Annotated in this window: 25 protein-coding genes; 14 read left to right on the forward strand and 11 right to left on the reverse strand. The window is 36.2% G+C overall.

The window, feature by feature from the left end:
• The first annotated feature begins 111 nt into the window (after positions 1–111).
• Together LGQ90_RS02260 and LGQ90_RS02265 are read left to right on the forward strand one after the other, a co-directional pair.
• Positions 112–783, forward strand: a complete 672-nt coding sequence (locus LGQ90_RS02260; RefSeq protein ID WP_229337692.1) for a SatD family protein — start codon at positions 112–114, stop codon at positions 781–783.
• Positions 773–1,504 carry a DUF3307 domain-containing protein gene (locus LGQ90_RS02265; protein ID WP_229337694.1) on the forward strand — a complete coding sequence of 244 codons (732 nt, stop codon included), beginning with the start codon at positions 773–775 and terminating at the stop codon, positions 1,502–1,504. The genes LGQ90_RS02260 and LGQ90_RS02265 overlap by 11 nt, the downstream gene beginning before the upstream one ends.
• On the opposite strand, the gene LGQ90_RS02270 is transcribed toward LGQ90_RS02265, so the two are convergent.
• Complete coding sequence (locus tag LGQ90_RS02270; protein WP_229337696.1) at positions 1,481–1,888, reverse strand: glyoxalase; 408 nt, start codon at positions 1,886–1,888, stop codon at positions 1,481–1,483. The two genes, LGQ90_RS02265 and LGQ90_RS02270, sit on opposite strands and share 24 nt — an antisense overlap.
• Positions 1,889–2,055: 167 nt before the next feature.
• Between LGQ90_RS02270 and LGQ90_RS02275 the strand changes: the two genes are divergently transcribed.
• The 4 genes from LGQ90_RS02275 (at position 2,056) to LGQ90_RS02290 (ending at position 5,207) form a co-directional block, all read left to right on the forward strand.
• On the forward strand, positions 2,056–3,408 hold the full coding sequence (locus tag LGQ90_RS02275) for an NAD-dependent succinate-semialdehyde dehydrogenase (RefSeq protein ID WP_229337698.1): 1,353 nt from the start codon (positions 2,056–2,058) through the stop codon (positions 3,406–3,408).
• 6 nt (positions 3,409–3,414) lie between these two features.
• Positions 3,415–4,287, forward strand: a complete 873-nt coding sequence (locus tag LGQ90_RS02280) for a DUF72 domain-containing protein (protein ID WP_229337700.1) — start codon at positions 3,415–3,417, stop codon at positions 4,285–4,287.
• A 1-nt stretch (position 4,288) separates the two neighbouring features.
• Complete coding sequence (locus LGQ90_RS02285; RefSeq protein ID WP_229337702.1) at positions 4,289–4,705, forward strand: NUDIX domain-containing protein; 417 nt, start codon at positions 4,289–4,291, stop codon at positions 4,703–4,705.
• A 115-nt stretch (positions 4,706–4,820) separates the two neighbouring features.
• Positions 4,821–5,207, forward strand: coding sequence for an acyl-CoA thioesterase (locus LGQ90_RS02290; RefSeq protein WP_229337704.1), 387 nt, complete (start codon positions 4,821–4,823; stop codon positions 5,205–5,207).
• 2 nt (positions 5,208–5,209) lie between these two features.
• Here LGQ90_RS02290 and LGQ90_RS02295 read toward each other — a convergent pair whose 3' ends face one another.
• From LGQ90_RS02295 to LGQ90_RS02310, 4 genes are all read right to left on the reverse strand, one after another.
• On the reverse strand, positions 5,210–6,130 hold the full coding sequence (locus LGQ90_RS02295) for a mechanosensitive ion channel family protein (protein ID WP_229337706.1): 921 nt from the start codon (positions 6,128–6,130) through the stop codon (positions 5,210–5,212).
• Positions 6,131–6,192: 62 nt separating this feature from the next.
• Positions 6,193–7,296, reverse strand: a complete 1,104-nt coding sequence (locus LGQ90_RS02300; RefSeq protein WP_229337708.1) for an endonuclease/exonuclease/phosphatase family protein — start codon at positions 7,294–7,296, stop codon at positions 6,193–6,195.
• A 14-nt stretch (positions 7,297–7,310) separates the two neighbouring features.
• Positions 7,311–8,597, reverse strand: a complete 1,287-nt coding sequence (locus LGQ90_RS02305) for a mechanosensitive ion channel family protein (protein WP_229337710.1) — start codon at positions 8,595–8,597, stop codon at positions 7,311–7,313.
• 3 nt (positions 8,598–8,600) lie between these two features.
• Positions 8,601–8,885 carry a DUF3817 domain-containing protein gene (locus LGQ90_RS02310; RefSeq protein ID WP_229337712.1) on the reverse strand — a complete coding sequence of 95 codons (285 nt, stop codon included), beginning with the start codon at positions 8,883–8,885 and terminating at the stop codon, positions 8,601–8,603.
• Between the two features lie 142 nt (positions 8,886–9,027).
• Here LGQ90_RS02310 and galE point away from each other — a divergent pair, with 142 nt between their 5' ends.
• Positions 9,028–10,071, forward strand: a complete 1,044-nt coding sequence (gene galE, locus LGQ90_RS02315; RefSeq protein ID WP_229337714.1) for a UDP-glucose 4-epimerase GalE — start codon at positions 9,028–9,030, stop codon at positions 10,069–10,071.
• A 64-nt stretch (positions 10,072–10,135) separates the two neighbouring features.
• Here the strand turns inward: galE and LGQ90_RS02320 are convergent, their stop codons facing one another.
• The 3 genes from LGQ90_RS02320 to LGQ90_RS02330 form a co-directional block, all read right to left on the reverse strand.
• Positions 10,136–10,294 (reverse strand): YqaE/Pmp3 family membrane protein, encoded by a 159-nt coding sequence (locus LGQ90_RS02320; RefSeq protein ID WP_011709407.1) that lies wholly within the window; start codon positions 10,292–10,294, stop codon positions 10,136–10,138.
• A 130-nt stretch (positions 10,295–10,424) separates the two neighbouring features.
• On the reverse strand, positions 10,425–11,042 hold the full coding sequence (locus tag LGQ90_RS02325) for a YqaA family protein (protein WP_229337716.1): 618 nt from the start codon (positions 11,040–11,042) through the stop codon (positions 10,425–10,427).
• Positions 11,043–11,101: 59 nt separating this feature from the next.
• Positions 11,102–11,494 (reverse strand): hypothetical protein, encoded by a 393-nt coding sequence (locus LGQ90_RS02330; RefSeq protein ID WP_229337719.1) that lies wholly within the window; start codon positions 11,492–11,494, stop codon positions 11,102–11,104.
• 217 nt (positions 11,495–11,711) lie between these two features.
• On the opposite strand from LGQ90_RS02330, the gene LGQ90_RS02335 reads away from it, so the two are divergent.
• Together LGQ90_RS02335 and LGQ90_RS02340 are read left to right on the forward strand one after the other, a co-directional pair.
• Positions 11,712–12,422, forward strand: a complete 711-nt coding sequence (locus LGQ90_RS02335; protein ID WP_229337721.1) for an SDR family oxidoreductase — start codon at positions 11,712–11,714, stop codon at positions 12,420–12,422.
• 158 nt (positions 12,423–12,580) lie between these two features.
• Positions 12,581–13,330, forward strand: a complete 750-nt coding sequence (locus tag LGQ90_RS02340) for an SDR family oxidoreductase (protein WP_229337722.1) — start codon at positions 12,581–12,583, stop codon at positions 13,328–13,330.
• A 52-nt stretch (positions 13,331–13,382) separates the two neighbouring features.
• Here the strand turns inward: LGQ90_RS02340 and LGQ90_RS02345 are convergent, their stop codons facing one another.
• Positions 13,383–14,372, reverse strand: coding sequence for an NADP-dependent oxidoreductase (locus tag LGQ90_RS02345; protein ID WP_229337724.1), 990 nt, complete (start codon positions 14,370–14,372; stop codon positions 13,383–13,385).
• 193 nt (positions 14,373–14,565) lie between these two features.
• Between LGQ90_RS02345 and LGQ90_RS02350 the strand changes: the two genes are divergently transcribed.
• From LGQ90_RS02350 to cysM, 5 genes are all read left to right on the forward strand, one after another.
• A complete protein-coding gene (locus LGQ90_RS02350; RefSeq protein WP_229337726.1) occupies positions 14,566–16,773 on the forward strand; it encodes an FUSC family protein in 2,208 nt (735 codons plus the stop codon).
• Positions 16,766–17,278, forward strand: a complete 513-nt coding sequence (locus tag LGQ90_RS02355) for a DUF6155 family protein (protein WP_229337728.1) — start codon at positions 16,766–16,768, stop codon at positions 17,276–17,278. Before LGQ90_RS02350 ends, LGQ90_RS02355 begins: the two co-directional genes overlap by 8 nt.
• A complete protein-coding gene (locus LGQ90_RS02360) occupies positions 17,278–19,158 on the forward strand; it encodes a T9SS type B sorting domain-containing protein (protein ID WP_229337730.1) in 1,881 nt (626 codons plus the stop codon). Before LGQ90_RS02355 ends, LGQ90_RS02360 begins: the two co-directional genes overlap by 1 nt.
• Positions 19,159–19,487: 329 nt before the next feature.
• The gene (epsC, locus tag LGQ90_RS02365; protein WP_229337732.1) at positions 19,488–20,279 is read left to right on the forward strand and encodes a serine O-acetyltransferase EpsC; all 792 of its coding nucleotides are present in this window, start codon (positions 19,488–19,490) and stop codon (positions 20,277–20,279) included.
• Positions 20,276–21,163: a cysteine synthase CysM gene (cysM, locus tag LGQ90_RS02370; protein WP_229337734.1), complete on the forward strand. Its 888-nt coding sequence runs from the start codon at positions 20,276–20,278 to the stop codon at positions 21,161–21,163. The genes epsC and cysM overlap by 4 nt, the downstream gene beginning before the upstream one ends.
• A 126-nt stretch (positions 21,164–21,289) precedes the next feature.
• On the opposite strand, the gene LGQ90_RS02375 is transcribed toward cysM, so the two are convergent.
• Together LGQ90_RS02375 and LGQ90_RS02380 are read right to left on the reverse strand one after the other, a co-directional pair.
• Positions 21,290–21,844 (reverse strand): hypothetical protein, encoded by a 555-nt coding sequence (locus LGQ90_RS02375; RefSeq protein WP_229337736.1) that lies wholly within the window; start codon positions 21,842–21,844, stop codon positions 21,290–21,292.
• Positions 21,845–21,940: 96 nt separating this feature from the next.
• Positions 21,941–22,657 (reverse strand): Crp/Fnr family transcriptional regulator, encoded by a 717-nt coding sequence (locus LGQ90_RS02380; protein ID WP_229337738.1) that lies wholly within the window; start codon positions 22,655–22,657, stop codon positions 21,941–21,943.
• Positions 22,658–22,796: the final 139 nt, after the last annotated feature.

Genomic DNA, 22,796 nt, shown 5'->3' on the forward strand with positions numbered 1-22,796 from the left:
TTAATATGTGATTTATTCATTAGCTCTCAGGCTTATAATGAGTATTTATAAGCTTTTAAACTTATATTTATAAAAAATAAGGTTTTAAGCTTATTTTTGTATATTTGAGATATGATAGCAGTACTTTCAGCAGATCTTTTATCTTCTTCCAGTTATCCCAAACAATTAATGGAAAAGGTGATTAGTAGCTTAAACCGGGAGTTTAAAGCATTGGAAAATCTTTCCAAGGAAGATTCAGGATTTAAAATTTTCAGGGGAGACAGCTTTCAGGGAATCGTATACGATCCTTCAAAAGCTTTAAAGGCAGCTTTACAGTTAAAAACTGCCATAAACCGGCTTCATTTGCATGAAAACGGAATTAATAAAGCATTTAAGAAGGAAGCAGATCTTAGACTTGCCATTGGGATTGGTAGTTATGACTTTAAAAGGGATTCTATATTGGAGTCTAACGGACAGGCATTTCAATTCTCTGGAAGAACCCTGGACGATATGAAAAAGGAAAACCGAAAGCTTCAGTTAAAAACACCTTCAGAAAATATTAATGCTGAATTTGATACTTCTTTAATTCTTTTTGATGCAATTGCCGATAAGTGGAGTACGGCTTCCGCAGAAGTTATTTATTATCTTTTAAAAGCCTATAAGGAAACAGAAATAGCTTCGGAACTGGGAATTAGTCAGTCTGCAGTAAATCAGAGAAAAAAAGCTGCCGGCTGGGATGCAATTGATAAATTATTAACCCGTTATGAATCGGTAATAAAGGAACATTTTTCTAATGGAGAATAGTATGCTTATACTTTTACAATTATTATTAGCCCATATAGTTACAGATTTTGTGGTTCAGCCTACTAAATGGGTCGTACACAAAAGAGAGCATAAAACAAAGTCAATCTATCTTTATATACATGCTTTTATTTCCGGTTTTCTTAGTTTGTTATTTCTTGGAAAGCTGGAGTGGTGGTATATAGCGGTTTTTATAAGTATCACACATTTTTTTATAGATCTCTGGAAATTACAGTTTAAAAAAGATGATCTTAAAATGTTTATTTCAGACCAGGTGCTGCATCTTCTTATTATCGTGATCGCCTGGTTATTTCTAACTTCAAATTTTGAAAATATAATCCCATTTATATCCTCAATATTTTCTTCTGAAGCAGTTCTGGGCGTACTTATAGGTTATTTACTAATCATCTTTCCCGCAGGATTTTTAATAGGAAAAGCAACTAAAAGGTGGCAGAATGAAGTGGAAGATGACCTCCGCAAAAATAGTCTGGATGCTGCCGGAAGGTATATCGGAATCTTTGAAAGGGTTTTGGTACTCACTTTTATACTTACCACCAATTTCTCAGCGATTGGTTTTCTAATTGCAGCAAAATCAATTCTCCGGTTCAGTGATAAATCTGAAACCGGCGCAAGAAAGCAGACCGAATACGTGCTCATAGGTACGCTTATGAGTTTTACGATCACGATCCTGATAGGATTTCTAGTACGCCATATTGTTTTCTAGAAGCTGAATATTGCTCTGGATCCTTTCCTTTACAATATTCATCATTCGCTTGTTCAGGGAAGATGAATTCTTGATATAGTTATCATATTCCTCTAAAGTGAACTGACCAATAATGACGCCTTTCAGACTATTCCTGAATTTGATGTCCCGTTGGATGGCATTTTCAATATACTCAAACCTTTTTTCAAGCTTAAGCTCGTAAAACTTGTTCTTGTGTTTGGTAATATAATTCCTGAAAACAGCCAACAATAATTCATCCTGTAATTTGGCCACAGGACGAAGGGTTTCGTTTTGAAACCTTTCATCAGAACTCATGTTATCGGTAATTCTTGCTGATGGGATCTCAGGCCTTAGATCCTTTAGGTTAATATCTCTCGGACTCATGGCAAGTAATGTTTCTTAAATATAATTAATTAAATAGGCGCAATTACAGTGCCGTTCTCAGACTTGTAAACCGTTTATAAACAATAGGAGTTAAATATGTCTTAATCGCCCGGCGAACTTCTCTTCATCTTATTATATTGAAAAGAAAAGCTAAAGATTACCAAAGAATGATAGAATCAAAAAATCCTTATACCGGGGAAGTGATTGAAAAGTTTAAAGAACTTACGAAACCTGAAATAGAAGAAGCACTGGAAAAAGCAAATTCCAGATTTAAAAAATGGAGAAAGACCTCTTTTAAGGAAAGAGCTGATCTAATGATGAAAGCTGCCGCTGAATTGAAAAAGAATAAGCAGGAATATGCGGAAGATATTAGTAGAGAAATGGGGAAACCTATTACTCAGTCCATTGCCGAAATTGAGAAATGTGCCTGGGTTTGTGAATATTATGCGGAAAATGCAGAAAAACACCTTGCTTCTAAAAACATAAAGACAGATGCAGCTAAAAGTTATGTAAGCTATGAACCTATTGGAGTTGTTTTGGCTGTAATGCCCTGGAATTATCCATTCTGGCAGGTCTTTAGGTTTGCCGCTCCGGCATTGATGGCCGGAAATATTGGAATTTTAAAGCATGCGAGTAGTGTAATGCGATCTGCCAATAATATTCAGAAAGTTTTTGAAAGAGCCGGTTTCCCTGATGGCTGTTTTCAAAATCTTGTTTTAGGGAGTAGTAAAATAGAAGATATCATAAGGGACCCAAGGGTCAAGGCTGTAACCTTAACCGGTAGTAAGCCTGCCGGTGCTGCGGTTGCTTCTACTGCCAGTGAAGAAATTAAGAAATCTGTACTGGAATTAGGAGGAAGCAATGCTCTGGTGGTTTTTAAAGACGCAGATATTTCTGAAAGTGTAAAAACCTGTGTGCAGGCCAGGTTTCAAAATACCGGGCAAAGTTGTATTGCTGGTAAAAGACTCATTATACACGAAAATATAATGGATAAGTTTATGGAAGAATTTGTAAAACAGGTGCGAGAATTAAAAAGTGGTGATCCTTTAGATAAAGATACTTTTATTGGAACTATGGCCAGGGAAGACCTGGCGGAAGATCTTGAAAAGCAAATCCAGGATTCTGTAAAAGCCGGAGCTAAAATTATGCTTGGTGGAAAAAGGGATCGTGCTTATTTAGAACCAACAGTTTTAACGGGTGTAACACCTGAAATGAGTATGTTCAAAGAAGAAACTTTTGGACCAGCCATTGGAGTTACCACCTTTAAAAAAGATCAGGAAGCTATTGATCTGGTGAATCTATCAGATTTTGGATTAGGAGTCTCCATATTTACTGAAGATATTGATTTTGCTGAAAAAATTGTTCCGGAATTTGAAGACGGGGCTGTATTTGTGAACGAACTGGTGAAGAGTGATCCAAGGCTTCCTTTTGGTGGAACTAAGATCTCCGGCTATGGGAGGGAATTATCTGAAGATGGAATCCGGGAATTTGTAAATAGAAAGACCGTATATTTTAAATGATAATTAATGAAATTTGGAAAAGTAGAAGATCCCGGGATTATTGATTTCACCCTTCCGCCAACACATGAGCAAACTAAGCAGGTATTAAATTCTCATAAAGCTTCAGAATTCAAGGATGTAAGAATAGGTTGCGCAAAATGGAACCGGGCAGATCTAAAGAATTTTTACCCAAGAGGAACAAAAGATGAGCTGGAATATTATTCAACTCAGTTTAATTCAATTGAGCTGAATGCTTCTTTTTATAGAATGTTTCCAGAAGAACAATTTGCAAAATGGGAAGCAAAAGCCGAGGATGATTTTAAATTTTTCCCCAAAGTTCCTCGAATCATCAGTCACATTAAAAGACTTAATGATACTGAAGTAATAACTGATGACTTCGTGAAAAATATATTGCCCTTAAAGGAAAAAATGGGCATGGTCTTTCTTCAGCTTCGTGATGATTTTGGGCCGAAGAATATGGATCGTGTGGAAAAATTCTTTAAACACTGGCCAAAAGAAGTGCCTTTATCTGCCGAATTTCGTCATGCTGAATGGTACGAAGATGCAGGAGTTGCTGATGAACTAAATGAAATAATGATAGATAACAATATTTCACATGTAATTACCGATGCTGCCGGGAGGAGGGATCTACTTCATATGAGATTAACCACAGATTCCGCATTTATTCGCTATAACGGGGCAAATCATAAAAGTGATTATACCCGTTTAGATGACTGGCTAAAACGAATCGGGGAGTGGCATGAAATGGGATTAAATAATCTCTATTTTTTTGTACATCAAAATATAGAAGAAGCCTCTCCATTATTATCGGCATATTTTATTGAAAAGTTTAATAAGAAGTTTAATACCGGGATAAAGATTCCGGAAACACTAAAATAGAATGGGACAAAAAATATCTGTAACTGTAGACAGCGTTGTTTTCTGTAAAGTAAATGATCAATTCAAAGTTTTACTGGTCCAAAGAAAGAATGATCCTTTTAAAGATCAGTGGGCTTTGCCGGGAGGTTTTGTAGAAGAAGGGGAGAACCTCGAAACTGCTGCTAAAAGGGAATTATTGGAGGAAACCGGAGTAAAGGTGGAATCCATGCAACAGGTGCAGGCATTTGGGGAACCGGGAAGGGACCCAAGGGGACACACCATCTCGATTGCCTTTTTAAGCAGGATCTTCTGTGAAGAACATTTAAAGGCTTCAGACGATGCAAAAGATGCCAGATGGTTTCCAATAGAAAAGCTGCATACAATGAAACTGGCTTTTGATCATGATGAGATCATAAATGTAGCGCAACAGTTTCTATAATAATTTTTCATGATAATTATTAAATTCTCAGATTATTTTTATCATTTTATCGATTACGGAAATCTATTCCGTAGCCTTTATTTACTCGGTTTTTCTCTTTAAATTCGAAATAAAAATGAGATTTCATACACGAAAATGGATCAAACCCGAAGACCTGAATCCTAATGGTACCTTATTTGGAGGGCGATTACTGGAATGGATAGATGAAGAATGTGCTCTTTATAGTATAGTTCAGCTGGAGAATCCCAAGACAGTCACAAAATACATGAGTGAGATAGATTTTAGAAGTTCTGCTCACCAGGGAGATATTATAGAAATAGGAATTGAAGTTCAAAAATTTGGTTCTGCTTCTTTGACTTTAAAATGTGAAGTTCGTAACAAAATGACCAGAGAAACTATTATCACTGTAGATAAAATTGTTATGGTAGCTTTGGATGAAGCTGGTAAACCAAAGCCCCATGGAAAAACGGAAATTGAGTTCGTGAAAGACCGATTGAAGTAACTTTATTTTTTTCCCGATTGAACTTGAGGGTTTGCGGCCAAACGGACAGGAAATTCTTTTTCACCACCATATAATTTAATTTCCTGAATATCTGCAGGCATATAATAGCCATTATCTTCCAAAGCTTCTTTAACCACACGCACAACATTTCCTTTTGTGATCAAGGCTTGCATTCTAAAGTCTGTGGTGTCAACCCAGAAGAATACTTTAAGGTTGACCGTACTCGTAGCTAATTCATCCTCTATAACAAAATTCTGATGTTCCTCATCCTCAATAACCATAGGTTGTTTTCTTAAGGCTTCCATCACGGTTTTTTTAGCTCCGTCAATATTGTCTTCATAAGCAATACCGATAATAAAGTTCCACCGAAAGAAACCATCTTCAGTATAATTGGTAACAGGCTCTGTAAGTACATCGCTATTGGGGATATAAACATCTTTCCCATCAAAGGTTTTCAATTTTGTATATCTAAATTCCAGAGTTTTTACCTTTCCGAAGTTATCTCCTATCTCTACCGTATCATTTACATCGAAGGGTCTATTGAAAGCGAGGATGATCCCGGCAATAAAATTTTCGCCAATATCTTTAAATGCAAAACCTAAGACGACCGCACTGGCTCCCGCTGCTGTTAGAATTCCTGTGGCAATACCACCAAGTCCCATAGCACGCAGAGCGATCATAATGGCGGTAATTATAATTATGAAGCGAATGGCTTTTCCCAGAAAACGACTCATCAAAGGATCCGAGGTCCTGGCGGAAATTCTTCTCTGAAAGAATTTACCCAACCAAATTCCAATAAGTACCCCGAGAATTATGATCAATAATCCCAGTCCTATTCCGGGAAGCTGATCAATAAAATTATCATAGAAATGGATAAAAGATTCTGAGACATTATCAGTTTCTTCAGAGATAGGATTTTGCATTCTGCTGTTTTCCTTAAATTTAAAGATTCAGAAGACAGAATATCCTAATAAAATGTTAGTTTTTACTGATTACTGGAGCCATTTTGTCCTTTTTCAGAATTTTCTTTCTTCTCTTCTGCGATCTGTTTTTTAGCGGCTTTTATTTGCTCTGCAGTTGCCGGTTCGGGTTTTTGTTCCTCGGCAAGTTCTTTTTGCAGATACAATTCTGCGTAGAAAGGAGTATGGTCAGATTTTATATCGCTTCCAATATCAATTTTCTTCACTCTAAATTCTTCAGAAACAAATATATGATCTAAAGACCATCTCATAATGAAGCTCGTAGCATCAAAAGTATTGTAAAAACTTCTTCCTTTTCGAACATCAAGAAGTTCTCCAACGCTCTGGAATAGACTGGTGGTTTGTGACCAGGCAACATCATTAAAATCACCAATTACTATTACGGGAATTTCAGAATCCCTGGCTTCAAGAGCTATTTTCATCATTTCTGCATCCCTGTCTGAAGAAGATGGATTGTGTTGTGGCATTGGTGGAGTAGGGTGTATGGCATGTAACTGAACTCTGTCTCCGGAACGTAGTTCTATTTCAGAATGAATGGATGGTATGCTGTCGTCCACAATATATTTCACTTGGGGATTATGTAGCTTCAGTTTTGAATAGAGGATCATCCCGTAAGTATTATCTAAGGGAACTTCAACTTTATATGGATAATCACCTCCAAGGCCAGATTTAATTGCTTCATTCCACGTATCGTTAGTTTCAGTAAATACGGCAACATCGGGATTTAATTTCTTAATCTCTTCTACCATTAAACCGGTTTCTTTATTCTTCTGAAGTACATTGGAAGTTAGCAGCATAAATCCCGTGTTCTTATTAACTGTTTCCGTGGGTTCTCCAACATCATATGGGGCAAAAGGAGTATATGGGTAGATCTTGGCAAACTGAAAGATGAAACAGGCAATTAGCACGGCCATAAAAGTATAATCACGCCATGATCTTATCTCAAATCTTAAAAAATAAGTAGCGATAGCCGTTAGAGTTAATAAAGTTAACTGTATGTGTGGGTAATCAAACATCCTTATCCACCAGAAGTCTGCAGCAATTAGTGGAATTAATGTAATAACAACTGCCAGGATACCGAAGCCCTGAAGGAAAGGTTTTAATTTCATGTTCATTTAGTTAGTTAGCTTTCTGACTTTTCTCCTAAAAAATTACGAATATCATCTCCCGATGGAGCTTCAAATAATTTAAGATCAAAATAAGGGATAGCAGCAATTAGATGGTCAAAAATATCCGCCGAGATATACTCAAAATTTTCCCAGCGTTTGTCTCTACTAAAACATAGTATTTCCAAAGGAATTCCATTTGGAGTAGGTGCAAGATGCCTCACGATAATATACATTTCTTTATGTATCGCGGAGTGTTCATGTAAGTATGAGTCGGCGTATTTTCTAAAAATACCCAGATTGGTCTGATTGCGACCATTGATAAGTAATGTTTTGTCTATACTATTGGATTCATTGTATTTATCAATTTCAGCCTGTCTGTTCTCCAAATAAGGAGCAATAAGATTAATTTTTTTCAGTTCATTTATCTTTTCTGCAGTAAGAAATTTCACTGAATTCTGCTTAATGAAAACAGAACGCTTTATTCGTCTTCCCGGGGATTCCTGCATCCCTCTCCAGTTCTGGAAAGAGTCTGAGATCAAACTATACGTTGGAATAGTAGTATAGGTGTTATCCCAGTTTTGTACTCTAACCGTCGCAAGATTAATTTCAGTTACGGTACCATCTGCTCCAAATTTTTCAAAAGATATCCAATCGCCAATTCTAACAATATCGTTTACCGAAACTTGTATAGATGCGACGAGTCCTAGAATAGTGTCTTTAAAAATTAAAAGGATTACCGCAGAAGCCGCACCTAAAGAAATGGCAAAACCAACCACAGATTTCCCGGTGATTTCAGAAAATATGAACATCAAACCTACGATCCAGATAAAGATCATGATGATCTGGCTGAAACTTTCAATAGGTTTATCGTTAAATTCTTTTCTAGTTTTAAGGTAGTTTCTGCTAGATCTAAGTACACTTCGGCAAATCCAAATTACCAGAATGATCACATAGATCTTTAAAACAAAATAAAAAGCTTCTAGTACCTGAGGAAAATCAGCAAAAATTAGGGGAAAAGTCTTGTAAACTAGCAATATTGGGATAAAGCGTCCTACATACTTAGGAAAATTACTTTTTATCAGAAAATCATCAATCGTGGTTTTTGTCTTATTGGTGAAAAGTTTAAATCCTTCAATTATGAAGTGTTTTATCACATAATTAATTCCAAGAACTAACAGGGTAAGGATGACCAGATTGATGAATAAATTAAGATATTGTGCGGCCACGGGATTCATTCCGTGGTACAGAAATAACTCTTCAAAAAAGCAGATCAGGTCTATAAGTCCTTGTTCAATATCCATTAACTATAAGTATTTCTTTTCCACATAAAATGGGCCGAAGGGCAGCACAGAGCACCCCAGGATGATTCCCAATTGCTTTAAACTCCAATTCATTGGTCTAAATAACAAAATTCCACCAAGAACATAAGCAATAAAAAGAACCCCATGAGCCATCCCCACCTGTTTTACCATTTCAGGCATTTCAAATAGATACTTTAAGGGCATAGCGATGAACAAAAGCAATAAAAAGGAAATTCCTTCCAAGATGCTTATCCATTTAAAAAATTTAACCTGACTTTCCAAAGACATATACAAAATTTAAACCTGGAGCAAAGATAATTTATAAAATAGACATGGCATGATTAAGACCAAGGAGCTTTATGATGTTTTTAATATAATTAGAGGTTGGCAATCTGTCAATTTTCTTAATTTGCAGCTGTAAAATAAATTTATGAGTACTAAAAGAGTATTGGTCACGGGAGGATTGGGATTTATAGGGTCTCATACCGTGGTAGCACTTCAAAATGAAGGTTTTGAAGTTGTGATTATAGACAATTTATCTAATTCTTCCATAGATGTTTTAGGAGGAATTACACAAATCACGGGGAAGACTCCTGAATTTGAAAATATCGATCTTCGGGAAAAAGCCGCAGTAAAGAACTTTTTTGATAAATATCCAGATATTGAAGATGTAATACATTTCGCAGCATCAAAAGCGGTAGGAGAAAGTGTAACCAATCCCTTATTATATTATGAGAATAACCTTTCTACACTGGTCTATTTACTGCATGAATTGAATAAAAAGGAAAATTCAAAATTCATTTTCAGTTCTTCATGTACCGTATACGGGCAGGCAGATAATCTTCCTATTACCGAAAATGCTCCCGTTAAAAAAGCAGAATCTCCTTATGGGAATACAAAACAGATAGGAGAGGAGATCATCCAGGATACCTGTAAAGTGAATAAAAGTTTCAAGGCGATTTCTTTAAGATATTTCAACCCGGTAGGTGCTCACCCCACAGCCGAAATTGGAGAATTACCTATAGGAACTCCCCAGAATTTAATTCCTTTTATTACCCAAACAGCAATTGGCAAAAGAAAGGAACTATCAGTTTTTGGAGATGATTATCCTACGAAAGATGGAACAGCTGTTAGAGATTATATTCATGTAATGGATCTTGCCGAAGCTCATGTTCACGCTTTAAAAAGATTAATGAACGCGAATGAGAAAGATAATTATGAGGTTTTTAATCTGGGAACCGGTAAGGGTAATTCTGTTTTAGAGGTCATCAATTCCTTTGAAAAGGTTTCAGGAGAAAAGCTACCCTATAAGATCGTTGGACGAAGAGAGGGAGATATCACGGCTGCATATGCCGATACTACTAAAGCAAATAAAGAATTAAAATGGGAAGCAAATAGATCCCTGGATGAAGCTTTAAAAAGTGCCTGGAAATGGCAGTTAGTTGTTAAAAAGGCTGAAGAAGAGGAAAATTAAGAATAGTGATATAATAAAAAAAGACCGGTACAAAGCCGGTCTTTTTTTATTTCAAATTTTAATATTAACGCGTTCCATTTACCAGAAATGCGTGAATAACTCCCGGAATCCAACCTAAGGCAGTTAGTAATAAACTAATTAAAAAAGTCACTCCTAATCCGTGTTTCATAAAAACCGCTAAGGGTGGTAACAGGATGTTCAGTACAATCGTAAGTATCGACATAAATTCTAATTTTATTGGTTAATTATAAAGTTTGCTCGTTCAGCAAAACCTAATTTAATATGAAGATAATACGATATACAGGCATAACCTTAAGCCTTATGAAAAGTTTAGAAGTTTGGTTAGGAAAGAGTTAAACCATTTCAAAAATTACTAAAGCATACAGGTAAAATCTGGCATACCTTAATAAACCAAAAATCAAATAGCTGGAAAAGGGAAATCTAATAATTCCTGCTGCAATACTGGTCATAGCAAATGGAATGGGTAGCAGAGCTCCCACAATTATTAAAAAACCGCCCCATTTTCTGGTATTTTTAATGTGTTTGGCCATTTTTAATTCCATGGCTTTGTGAACTGCCGGAATTTTAGTGATTCCAACACCTATCCAATAAGAAACGATTCCTCCCAGATAGGAAGCTGTCGCAAGTAAGGTTAAAAAAAGTATTGGACTTACCGATTTTCCAGCCCAGGCAATAAATAATTCAGGAGGGACTAATCCCAGGAGTGATTCAGAAAGAAAGAAAATACTTAGTACCTCAAACGGAGCATAGGTCTCTGTTATAGTAACCAACATATCTTCAATATCAAGAAGATAGTGATCTACAGCCCATAATGCTCCCACAAACAATACAATTGGTAAAATGGCTTTTTTTAAACTATTCCATACAAAGGAATAAAAACCCGTATAACTGTAGTATTGATGTAATAAGCGTATTCGCGACTTCTTTTTAGATTTCGCTTTTTCTTTCATCAATTAATATCTTTTTGTAGCAATTTCAGAAGTACTTCAGGAGTATATGTATGGAGAAGTTAGTAATCTTCCCCGGCATGTTCCTTTAGTGCCTTTACATAATCACGAAGTTCCATTTCATTCAGCTTGTTGGAATGTTCGGCCATAAGTGAAAGCATATATTCCAAACTCTCCTGTCCAGTGACATCTTCTGTCTCCACAACTTCAGTTTCCTCTTCCTCTTCATCTAATTCCAAGGGTTCATCATCTGGAATCGCTATTAAAAAGTCATCATGTTCGTTGATGTGTTCGTAGGTTAACCTGGTCACCTTGGCTAGTAGAGGAATATTCTCCTCAACCACTAGTTCTCTTAGCTCTTTAAGATCTTCAACAATTGTATTTGTGATAATTCCGTTGCGCATAAGATCACGCTGAATTTTATTGAGTAACTTCTGTGCTTTTATATTTTCCAAGGTATCTCTATTAGGTTAATCAGTACTGATTTTGTGAAAATTCATTTATTTAATGCTGAATTTTTCTAAGGCACAAAGTTAGTTTTTTTACGATTCTATAAAAGTCTTTTGAAAGGTTTTATAAAGTATTTAACCTTTAAAATTAACACAATCTTAGAGCTTTAAATTTCAGCAGCCTAAGCTTCTTTACTAGCTTTAAAATTCAAAAAAATAAATTATGAGTAAGAATAATAAAACAGCTCTGGTAACCGGAGGAAGTAAAGGTATAGGTTATGGCGTTGCCGAAACATTGTTAAAGATGGGATATAAGGTAGCTATTACAAGTCGTTCCCTTGCGGCTGCGGAAAAAGCTGCCAAAAAATTGTCCAATCATGGGGAAGCTCTTGGTCTGGAAGCCGATGTTCGAAGTTTTGATAGTCAGAAAAAAGCCGTAGCACAACTTATGGATAAATGGGGGCAACTTGATGTACTGGTTGCTAATGCGGGAATAGGAAATTTTGGTTCGGTGGAAGACCTGACCGTAGAGGAATGGAAAGATACCATTGATACTAATTTAACGGGAGTATTCTTCAGCATTAAAGCTTGTGTTGATGCCCTGAAAAAATCGGAAGGTTATATTATTACCATTTCCAGTCTTGCAGGTACTAATTTCTTTGCGGGTGGAGCTGCGTATAACGCCAGTAAATTCGGGGTAACAGGATTCACTCAAGCAGTAATGTTAGATCTAAGAGATAAAGGAGTAAAAGTTAGCACGATCATGCCGGGCTCTGTTGCTACCTATTTTAATGATAATGAACCTTCTGAAGATGATGCCTGGAAGATACAAATAGAAGATATTGGTGAATTGGTGGGAGATCTTTTAAAAATGAATCCGCGAACTTTACCTAGTAAAATTGAGGTAAGGCCTTCCAGACCTCCCCAGAAGTAATTTTATTTAAATAAGCTTTAAGTCGTCCATGACCTGGACGGCTTTTTTATTTTAACAAGACTTATGAAATAGGGTTAAATTCATTACAAAGCCCGTAAATACTGAGGTTTTAGGTCTTCTATCCATTAAATTTGCAATAAATAAAAAAATAAATTGCAATGAGTATTAAAGGAAAAACTGTAATTATCACCGGAGCATCGAGTGGAATTGGAGAAGCGACCGCGATGAAACTGGCTAAAGAAGGTGCGAATGTAGTATTAACAGCCAGACGAGAGGAGAAACTAAAAGATCTTAAAGGAAAGATAGATAAACTAAATGCTGGTAAAGCATTGGTAGTTCCCGGAGATGTTACTAAAAAAGAAGATTTTAAAAACCTTATAGAAAAAACCAAAAAGGAATTTAATTCTGTTGATGGTCTTATAAATAACGCAGGACTCATGCCATTGTCTTATGTAAAGAATCTACATACAGAGGAGTGGGATAAGATGATAGATGTAAATATTAAAGGGGTAATGAATGGCGTTGCTGCAGTATTGCCTACAATGATGGAGCAGAAGAGTGGTAATATTATTAATATTTCTTCGAGTGCAGCAAATAAAATGTATCCTGGAGGGGCAGTATATTGTGCTACAAAATCGGCCGTTAAAATGTTTTCAGAAGGACTAAGACAGGAATTGGCTCCAAATTTCAATATTAATGTCACTTCTATAGAACCGGGTTTTGTTGATACAGAACTAACAGATACCATTACAGATGATGAGATCAAAGAAGATCTACTCTCTAATTTTCAGGAAATGACACCGCTACAGGCTGAAGATATTGCCGAGGCTATTTTTTATTCAATGTCACAGCCGAAAAGAGCTAATATAAATGATGTATATATCATGCCCACAGAGCAGCAACAATAATACATTATTTCAATAAAAATAAAAGCCCGGATGATTCCGGGCTTTTTTTATTTTATGCTTTGACCAGCATTTTACCCATATTCTTTCCCTCAAAAATATCGATGAATGCCTGGGGAGTTTTTTCAAATCCTTCTACGATAGTTTCATCGTAATGAAGTTGGCCAGATTTTAGCCAACCTGCGAGATCAGTGATAGCCCGCTCATAATCTGAAACATGATCACGCACTAGAAATCCCTGCATTAAAGCAGATTTTTTTATAAGGATTCCCTCCGGTCTGGGGCCGGTAGGAACTTCAGTTTCATTGTAGATAGAGATCGCCCCACAATTGATTATTCTTGCCGCTTTATTTATATTCTGTAAAGCAGCGTCTAAAATTTCACCTCCAACATTATCAAAATAAACATCCACACCGTCCGGGCAGGCATCCTTGATTGCTTTATTTATATCCCCGGTGGTCTTATAATTGATCCCGGCGTCAACTCCATATTTCTGTTTAATATGCTTTATTTTTTCATCGCTTCCGGCTATTCCAATAACGCGACATCCTTTTATCTTTCCAATTTGGCTAACCACGCTACCCACAGCTCCGGCAGCTCCTGAAACAAGCAGGGTTTCTCCTTTTTTTAGATTTCCTATTTTATCCAGGGCCAGATATGCTGTAAGTCCTGTTAACCCAAGGACTCCAAGATATGCTGAAAGTGGCGCCATATCGGCATCTATCTTCCGCAGATCTTTTCCTGTATGGGATTGTTGTTTTTTCCAATCCAACATTCCCACAACATGATCTCCTTTTTTAAAACCCTCTATCTTTGAATCTATTACTTCTGAAACGATCATAGATTCTAAGGGTTTTCCAACTTCAAAAGGCGCGATATACGATTTTTCATCCCGCATTCGTCCTCGCAAATAGGGATCTACAGAAATATATTTAGTTTCCAGAAGAATTCCTTCTTTTTTAGGAGTATCAATTTCCTGAGTTTCAAAATCTTTTAAAGAAGGTTTTCCTTGGGGTCTTGATTTTAATATTATTTGTTTATTCATTTCAATCTATTTTTACTCAAATTAGTTTGAAATCTAAAAATCGACAAATAACAGAAGCCAATTTCTCCTTAAATATTGAAATTTACAGGAAAGCTATTATATATATTGAGGTTAAAGCTTTAATTTCAAAGCTTGAAATTAAGTTGAATTGACTATCCCTTTTACAAAATACCAGAATGATTTAATTAAGTTTTTGAGAAGCACCGATTTCTCAAAAGCCATCGTACTAACAATTTCAATTGTAATTCCTATTCTCATATTTTCCAATATTGGAAATCTTGAGATAGGCGTGAGTATTGCGATGGGATGTCTCTTGTCTTCGCCGAGTGATGTGCCTGGAAGCTTTAAACATAAGGTATATGGAGTTCTGGCGGCAAGTATTCTGGGAGCCTCTTCCTTTTTAATAGCAGGTTATTCGGCCACATTTGTCTGGCCTGTTATTCCTATGCTACTTATCATGATATTTTCTATTTCATATCTATCTGTATATGGATTTAGAGCATCTTTAGTCACTTTTGCAGGTTTACTGGCAGTTGTATTGAGTTTCGCCAATTTATCTTCAGGTATAGAAATTTGGGAAAAATCACTGCTTATTCTGGCAGGAGGGATGTGGTACCTACTCATTAGTATAGGCTGGTATTTTATTAAGCCTGAAAGAGCTACTGAGCAGCTTCTAGCTGAAACAATGGAAATCACTGCCGATTATTTGAGATTGAGAATCAAAATTTTACGGACTGAACATACAGACCAGGAACTTCAGAAGGAACTCTTTCAACTACAAACTGAATTGAACGAGCATCATGAGAGTCTTAGGGAAATATTGATTCGTTCCCGAAAGACTTCGGGGAGTTCTGGATATTCACGTAAGAGGCTACTTATTTTTATTGATCTGGTGGATATGTTGGAGCTTGCGATGGCCCATCCAATAGACTATGAAAGGATGCGTCTATCTTTCAGAAATGATGAGGCTACTCTGAAAATCTTTGGAGACTTTACCTTGCATTTGGCAGATCAGCTTGAAAATATCGCTCTTGCAGTTCATAAAAACACCAAATTACCGGAAAACAAAATTCCAAGTGAACTTGAAAATATAAAAACAGCCCTGCATCAGTTCAGAAGTAAAATTAACATCGGCGAACAAAGGGAAGCGATGCTTTTACTAAGAAACCTGTTTGATTACCAATCTAAGCAGGCTCAAAAGATCAATAATATAGACCGGATTCTGAGGAATCTTGAAGACAAAAAGAAATTCTTTCTGAAAGATAAGGAAGTCAAAAAATTTCTCACTCCTCAGGATTACAGTTTTAAAACATTACTCACAAACCTCAATTTTAGTTCTGCTATTTTCAGGCATTCATTAAGGTTGGCGCTGGTAGTACTATTGGGTTATTTGATAGGAGATTATTTTTCTGTCCAGAATTCATATTGGATCTTATTAACTATTGTGGTGATCATGCGACCCAATTACGGTCTTACTAAAGTTCGTACCCGTAAAAGAATTGTAGGAACTTTAATTGGAGGTGCCATCGCCATTGGAATTGTTTTTATTACTCAAAACACTATCGTATATGCTGTTTTGGGAATTCTATCTTTAACGCTGGCTTTCTCTTTAATTCAGCGTAATTATACCACCGCGGCGATCTTTATTACCTTAAGTATTATTTTTATCTATGCCCTGCTTCAGCCGGAGGTGCTTAATGTTATTCAGTTTAGAATAGTAGATACTTTGATTGGAGCAGGACTTGCAGCCTTTGGGAATCTAATTTTATGGCCCAAATGGGAAGCTCAAAATGTTAATAATGTAATAGCCACTTCAATTAAAGCTAACCTTGATTATTTTGATCAAATAGATGACTATTATCACAAAAAAGAGCAACTTCCTTTATCTTATAAACTAGCCAGAAAAAAAGCTTTTATTGAAATGGGAAATTTAAGTGGAGCTTTTCAAAGAATGACCCAGGAACCTAAATCCAAGCAAAAAGATCTTTCCGTTATATATGAAATAGTGGGTTTAAACCATACATTTTTAACAGCCTCAGCCTCTTTAGGAACTTACATAAGAACTCATCCCACTACCAGCGCATCTTCAGATTTTGATATTTATACCAGGGCGATTTCATTCAACCTTACTAACAGTGTGAATATTCTGGAAAATAGAAAACGACTTGAAAAAGGTATTAATGAGACTACTAAAGCAGGGAAGTCACTCCATAAAAAGTTTGATAACCTGGCCCGGGAGCGGGATATAGAAATTAAGGCAGGAAAGGAACAGATAGACGAACCCATGAGGTTTAAACTTCAGGAAGCTCAGCTGGTTACAGGACAATTAGAATGGTTGCTGGATATATCAGAGAAACTACAGGAGAATGTAGAAAGATTAAATATAAAAGAGCATGAGTAAAAGAGCCTTTAAAAAATATATAAAATCGCTGGAGAAAGAGGATCTTGAAGAGCAAATCCTAGATCTTTATAATCGGTTTGATGATGTAAAGGTTTTTTACAATTTTGTATTCAATCCCAATGAAGAAAAACTGGTTAAAGAAGCAAAATTTAAAATCTCTAAGGAATATTTCCCTCCAAATAATCGAAGACCAAAAAAGCGCAGATCTGTAGCACATAAATTAATAAAACACTTTTTAAAATTGGAAATGGAGCCACATTCCCTTGCAGATGTGATGTTCTATAATATTGAGATCGCCCAGACCTTTTCTAATGATAAAGAAAATCTTACGGAAGCTTTTGAAAAAAGTATGCTAAAATCTTACGAGCAGGCTGCTGAATATATTATTAGTAACGGAATTTCTGCTGATTTTGGATCCAGGGTCAATAAAATAGCCGAGGAAGCAGAAGCACAGAAATGGACAAATGCTTATCAGTTCGACCGGGTAAGAGATAGATTTCTTTAATGAAAAGACATATAACAGCCTTATTTTTTTTATTATTCCTATGTTTAGAGGGTAATGCGCAGCTTGGTTTTTGTACTGGAAGTAAGGGAGACCCCATATTCCAGGAAGATTTTGGCTCTGGAAATTCTTCAGGAAATGAACTTGGAGCCGGGGTCACAAGTTACAGGTTTGTGCGGCAGGACCCGCAGGATGGGGAATATACCATTTCGGCCGATATTGGGAATACCATCACTTCATGGCATAATTATATCCCACAAACTACAATTTCAGGAGGAAAGGCTTTAATTGTAAATGCTGATTTTAACCCCGGGAAGTTCTATGAAAAGAAGATATCAGGTCTTTGTGAGAACACCACTTATGAATTTTCAGCCTTCCTGATGAACGTTTACAATAAGGCCAGCAATGTGTGTGCTAATGATGAAATTCCAAATAATGTGAAATTTGAGATATGGGATGAAACAAATTCCTTTGTTTTGAAGTCCGGGGATACCGGTGATATATTTGCTACCAATTCTCCAATATGGGAACAATATGCACTAACCTTTCAATCTGAACCGGGGCAGGAGGCCGTGATTCTAAAAATGTATAATAATGGGGAAGGAGGTTGCGGAAATGACCTGGCAATTGATGATATAATTTTCAGTTCATGCGGGGATCTTACTGAAATTACGACTCAGGAAGGAAATTCCGTTCCTATTGAAATTTGCGAAGAGAACAGCCCGTTCACAATCACGATTAAAGCCAGTCCCGATAATTCAGTTTATGAGGAACATTATTATCAATGGCAGGAAAGTTCTAATTCTGAAGACTGGCAGGACATAACAGGTGCTAATACCCAGGTTTATGAGACAGGACCGATAAATAACACCACTTATTTCAGAGTGAAAGTAGCTGAAGATATAATTAATCTTTCGAGTAATGAATGTAGTTCCGCTTCAGAAGCTTTTAAAATTAAAATCATTCAAAAACCATTGGCTCCAGTTAGTTCAGGAGATATTAATGTTTGCGGAAATGATGACATCCCGGCCTTACAAGTAAATACAGATGAAGGTATGCTGGTGAATTGGTATGATGCTGAAATAGGAGGGAATCTTTTAGCTGAAAATACCAATTCTTATATACCTGAAACCGAAGGAACTTATTATGCTGAGGCGGTTAATGCAGATTATGACTGTGCAGGAAGTTTACGCACTGCAGTGACACTTGCAATTAATTCGGTTCCTGAAGAAGAAGATGAGGAATTGCAAATTTGTCCGGGATCAGATCTGCAAATTTCAGCCGGAGTTAGTGGTTTTAGGTATGTATGGAATACAGGGGAGACTTCAGAAGCTATTAGGGTAGATACTTCCGGAATTTTTTCTGTAGAAATTATAACGGACACAGGATGTTCAGTAACTAAAACTATCAATATAAAACCGGTGGATAATGCACAAATTTCAGAGGTTAAGTCTGAAGGTGAGACTGTGACCATTATTCCTGAATATGAGGGCCAATTTTTATATTCCCTTGATGGTCAAAACTTTCAGGGATCAAATGTTTTTAGATCTTTACCGGGAGGAGTGTATACCGCTTATATAAAAGACCTTCAGGAATGCAATCTTGATTTTAAGGAGTTTCCGCATATTGTAATACCGGCATTTATTTCCCCGAATAACGATGGAATTAATGATCGTTTTGAGTTGAAAGGGATCGAGTATTTTGACTCTTCAGAAATACAGATTTTTGACCGATATGGAAAACTGCTCAAAATAGATTCAGGAAAAGATTTTATCTGGAATGGCCAATTTGAAGGAGTAAATCTCCCTGCAGATGATTACTGGTATCGTATTGAAATTTCAGGATTTAAAGATTTAACCGGACATTTTTCTTTAATGAGATAAGCTAATTGAATTCTAAATATAAAGCCACCCTTTAGAGGTGGCCTGCTAAACAATTAAATTCACTAAAAATTACTTTTTAGGTTTTCCTTGTTCTTTCGATTTAGGAGCCTGCTTTGGCGGACTCTTCTTATCATTTTTTGGTTTTTTTTCTTGTGCCATTATATTATAATTATAACTCTAATTTACTTCAGGAATTCACAGGTTGTTTTCTCGTTAGTAAATTTTTAACTATAAAATTTCAGTTTAAAATAAGTTATAAAATGCTTCTAATAATAAGCTTTCTGAGTTCGCTGTAATTAAGTAAATTTGAGATAGACTAAGCTGCAGCTATGAAATTAGATAAAATAATAAAGGAAATTGAAGATCAAAAAAAACTGCCAAACCTCAATTTCAGCATAAAGGAAAAAACAGAAGCATTTACAAAAAAACTTTTCTACACCCTTTTTGATAAACAAACACCTGTAAAAGATAATTTAATGGAATTGGGGATGGATTTTGAAGTTCTGGCAAAACTGGTTTGCTGGGAACCCGGTTCTCCCTGTCAGGATATTTGGAGTGAGTATCTAAATAAACTTCCTGGAATTCTGAAGAAATTGAACCTTGATGCTGAAGCTATCTTTAAAAATGATCCTGCGGCGAATTCTGTAGAGGAAGTATATCTCTCCTATCCCGGCTTTTTTGCTATCGCCACTTATAGACTAAGTCATGAGTTTTATAAATTTGGCCTCCCTCTGGTGCCAAGATTAATGACAGAATGCGCCCATAGTATTACCGGGACAGATATCAACCCCGGGGCGAAAATTGGAAATTCCTTTTTTATTGATCACGCTACTGGTGTGGTGATCGGGGAAACGGCGATTATTGAAGATAATGTAAAGCTTTATCAAGGGGTGACACTGGGAGCGCTCACCGTGAACAAGACCCTGAAAAATATTAAACGTCATCCTACCATTAAAAAGAATGTGACCATTTATGCGAATGCCACTATTCTAGGAGGAGAAACTGTAATTGGTGAAAATAGCGTTATTGGAGGGAATGTCTGGCTTACTAAATCGGTGCCGAAAAATTCAATGGTTTCTCACACCCCTCAAATTAATATTAAAAATAATTCAGATAAATGAACGATTCAATCATAGATCTTGTAGGGAATACCCCGCTAGTAAAAGCCAAACGACTACTGAATAAACCCGGAGTTGATTTGTATTTTAAACTGGAAGGTCAAAATCCGGGTGGGAGTGTAAAAGATCGGGCGGCATATAACATGATCAAAAGTGCGATGGACCGCGGCGAGATAGATAAGAATACAAAACTTATTGAGGCAACCAGTGGAAATACAGGAATAGCACTGGCCATGATCGCCGGGATCTTCGGATTGGACATAGAACTTATTATGCCTGAAAACTCGACTATAGAACGAGTTCAAACCATGAGGGCCTATGGAGCAAAAGTAATACTAACAAATGCGGAGGACGGAATTGAAGGATCCAGGGATTATGCGGAAGATAAAATGAGATCTGGAGATTATTTTATGCTGAATCAATTTGGGAATGATGATAACTGGAAAGCTCATTATAATACCACCGGACCAGAAATTTGGAGGGATACAGATCATAAAGTCACTCATTTCGTGTCCTCTATGGGAACTACAGGCACTATTATGGGGACAAGTACTTACTTAAAAGAAAAGAACCATGATATCCAGATAATAGGAGTACAGCCTACAGACGATTCCAGGATCCCGGGGATTAGAAAATGGCCGGAAGCATATCTTCCTAAGATTTTCAATCCGAAAAAAGTGGATAGAGTTTTAGAGGTAAGTGAGAAGGAGGCGATACTAATGAGCCGTAGACTGGCAGAAGAAGAAGGAATTTTCGCGGGGATGAGTAGTGGTGGAGCAACTGCAGCAGCATTAAGACTTTGTGATGAACTTGAGAGTGGCCTCGTGGTTAGTATTGTTTGCGATAGGGGAGACAGGTATCTTTCTTCCGATCTCTTTGAAAAATAATGGCTGTATAAAATTTAGCGGAAACTCTGTATTGATCTGAGTGATCAATTTTTATTAACTACTATTTCAAATTTAACTATCTACTGAGACTAGACAGCCGCTAAATTTTATACAGCCTTTGATGATTTATTTATCAATTGATGCCACCCCGCTTACCGATGCGCCTGGGACAATTTTCATTTTTGTTTTTTCTTTTCCTTTTTGAAGCTTAACATTATATTTTTGTTTATCAATATGATCTCCAAGTCCTGAAGCGATATATTTATTAGAAGTGATGGTCCATCCTATATATTGGGAATAAACCTGATTCCTTATAGCATAGGGTAAAGCAATATCTTTAAATTGTTGGTAGTTCTTTACCATTTCGCCATCCTCATTAAAGATCGCAGTCATATAACCTTTAGAGCTTTTAGCTGTTACGATAAGATTTCCGGAAATATCATTCTGAGCTTCAATATATCTGAGAACATCAAAGTTTTTTTTCATAAAACCTATCGCGTCTGACTGAAATTGGGTTGTGAATTTTTCCTTTACTCTAACGATTCCATTTTCATAGTCTTCAAAAACAATTTCTGCGGTTGGATCAAAATTCAACCTGGTTTCTTCCAGTTGAATTACATTTTGGGAATAGGAGAAAAGTACCCATCCAAATACTAAAATTAGTGTGCTAATTTTTTTCATAATTTAAATTTTAACTGATGAATAATATGATATTAATGAACAGCTAAAGTAATTGTTAAAAAACTGGTTGTGAATGACTTAAGTAGCACAGAAAGGTTAAATTCTATTCTTAACTTGTTTCTCCAACTCCTTAAGAAGCAAAGAAGTGTCTTTAATTTCTACCTGGTTTCTTTGTAAAGAAATAGATCCATTTTTTTTTAATTCCTGAAGATGGCGGTTCACCACAGCCCTGGTAGATCCAATTAGAAAAGCCAATTCTTTATTTGGGAGATCATTGATAAGCTGCAATTGATTTGATTTTTTGTCAATATTGTCAAGTAATAATTTTAAAAGACGTGTGGAAATATTAGCAAAGATCAATTGAGATACATTTTCTTCCAGTGTCCTCATAATTTTTCCAGAATAGGATAAAAAATTTTTATAGTAAATAGGATTATTATTTAACCAGGCCCGCAATTTATCCATGGGAATCGCCAATACTTTAATATTGTCCAGGCATTCGTAGTAAACCTTGTGTTTAATACCATCCAGAAGACATAGAAGATCAAAGACATCTCCTTTTTTGAGTAAGAAAAGAGTGTGCTCTTTCTGGCTAATCTCATCAACATTATACATTTTTATTCTGCCGGAAGCAATAATATAGAAGTGGAAAAGAAACTTTTGATGATTTATAATGCAGGTCTCTTTACTCCATTTTTCTTCATGAAAATGGGCTAGTAAATCCAGCCACTCTTCTTTTTTAAGGTTTGAGAATAAATCGCAAGATGATAAGGTGGATGAATATTTGGAATATAAATGTTCTGCTGAAGTCAATTCACCGGATTTTAGTTAGTTAATTTCCGGGGGAATTTTACAGACTCATTTGTGGTCTTAATTTAAAAAAAATCTTCCTCAAACGAGGAACCTAATTTACAATTTATTTAAATGATAGTGTGTTTTTTTAATGACTCAT

This window comes from Christiangramia sediminis, assembly GCF_020552705.1.
Classification (GTDB): Bacteria; Bacteroidota; Bacteroidia; order Flavobacteriales; family Flavobacteriaceae; genus Christiangramia; species Christiangramia sediminis.

What these genes read in the sequence shown, in the direction of transcription:
- LGQ90_RS02260 (WP_229337692.1), top strand. Translation starts at nt 112, where the DNA reads ATGATAGCAGTACTTTCAGCAGATCTTTTATCTTCTTCCAGTTATCCC.
- LGQ90_RS02265 (WP_229337694.1), top strand. Translation starts at nt 773, where the DNA reads ATGGAGAATAGTATGCTTATACTTTTACAATTATTATTAGCCCATATA.
- LGQ90_RS02270 (WP_229337696.1), bottom strand. Translation starts at nt 1,888, where the DNA reads ATGAGTCCGAGAGATATTAACCTAAAGGATCTAAGGCCTGAGATCCCA.
- LGQ90_RS02275 (WP_229337698.1), top strand. Translation starts at nt 2,056, where the DNA reads ATGATAGAATCAAAAAATCCTTATACCGGGGAAGTGATTGAAAAGTTT.
- LGQ90_RS02280 (WP_229337700.1), top strand. Translation starts at nt 3,415, where the DNA reads ATGAAATTTGGAAAAGTAGAAGATCCCGGGATTATTGATTTCACCCTT.
- LGQ90_RS02285 (WP_229337702.1), top strand. Translation starts at nt 4,289, where the DNA reads ATGGGACAAAAAATATCTGTAACTGTAGACAGCGTTGTTTTCTGTAAA.
- LGQ90_RS02290 (WP_229337704.1), top strand. Translation starts at nt 4,821, where the DNA reads ATGAGATTTCATACACGAAAATGGATCAAACCCGAAGACCTGAATCCT.
- LGQ90_RS02295 (WP_229337706.1), bottom strand. Translation starts at nt 6,130, where the DNA reads ATGCAAAATCCTATCTCTGAAGAAACTGATAATGTCTCAGAATCTTTT.
- LGQ90_RS02300 (WP_229337708.1), bottom strand. Translation starts at nt 7,296, where the DNA reads ATGAAATTAAAACCTTTCCTTCAGGGCTTCGGTATCCTGGCAGTTGTT.
- LGQ90_RS02305 (WP_229337710.1), bottom strand. Translation starts at nt 8,597, where the DNA reads ATGGATATTGAACAAGGACTTATAGACCTGATCTGCTTTTTTGAAGAG.
- LGQ90_RS02310 (WP_229337712.1), bottom strand. Translation starts at nt 8,885, where the DNA reads ATGTCTTTGGAAAGTCAGGTTAAATTTTTTAAATGGATAAGCATCTTG.
- galE (WP_229337714.1), top strand. Translation starts at nt 9,028, where the DNA reads ATGAGTACTAAAAGAGTATTGGTCACGGGAGGATTGGGATTTATAGGG.
- LGQ90_RS02320 (WP_011709407.1), bottom strand. Translation starts at nt 10,294, where the DNA reads ATGTCGATACTTACGATTGTACTGAACATCCTGTTACCACCCTTAGCG.
- LGQ90_RS02325 (WP_229337716.1), bottom strand. Translation starts at nt 11,042, where the DNA reads ATGAAAGAAAAAGCGAAATCTAAAAAGAAGTCGCGAATACGCTTATTA.
- LGQ90_RS02335 (WP_229337721.1), top strand. Translation starts at nt 11,712, where the DNA reads ATGAGTAAGAATAATAAAACAGCTCTGGTAACCGGAGGAAGTAAAGGT.
- LGQ90_RS02340 (WP_229337722.1), top strand. Translation starts at nt 12,581, where the DNA reads ATGAGTATTAAAGGAAAAACTGTAATTATCACCGGAGCATCGAGTGGA.
- LGQ90_RS02345 (WP_229337724.1), bottom strand. Translation starts at nt 14,372, where the DNA reads ATGAATAAACAAATAATATTAAAATCAAGACCCCAAGGAAAACCTTCT.
- LGQ90_RS02355 (WP_229337728.1), top strand. Translation starts at nt 16,766, where the DNA reads ATGAGTAAAAGAGCCTTTAAAAAATATATAAAATCGCTGGAGAAAGAG.
- LGQ90_RS02360 (WP_229337730.1), top strand. Translation starts at nt 17,278, where the DNA reads ATGAAAAGACATATAACAGCCTTATTTTTTTTATTATTCCTATGTTTA.
- epsC (WP_229337732.1), top strand. Translation starts at nt 19,488, where the DNA reads ATGAAATTAGATAAAATAATAAAGGAAATTGAAGATCAAAAAAAACTG.
- cysM (WP_229337734.1), top strand. Translation starts at nt 20,276, where the DNA reads ATGAACGATTCAATCATAGATCTTGTAGGGAATACCCCGCTAGTAAAA.
- LGQ90_RS02375 (WP_229337736.1), bottom strand. Translation starts at nt 21,844, where the DNA reads ATGAAAAAAATTAGCACACTAATTTTAGTATTTGGATGGGTACTTTTC.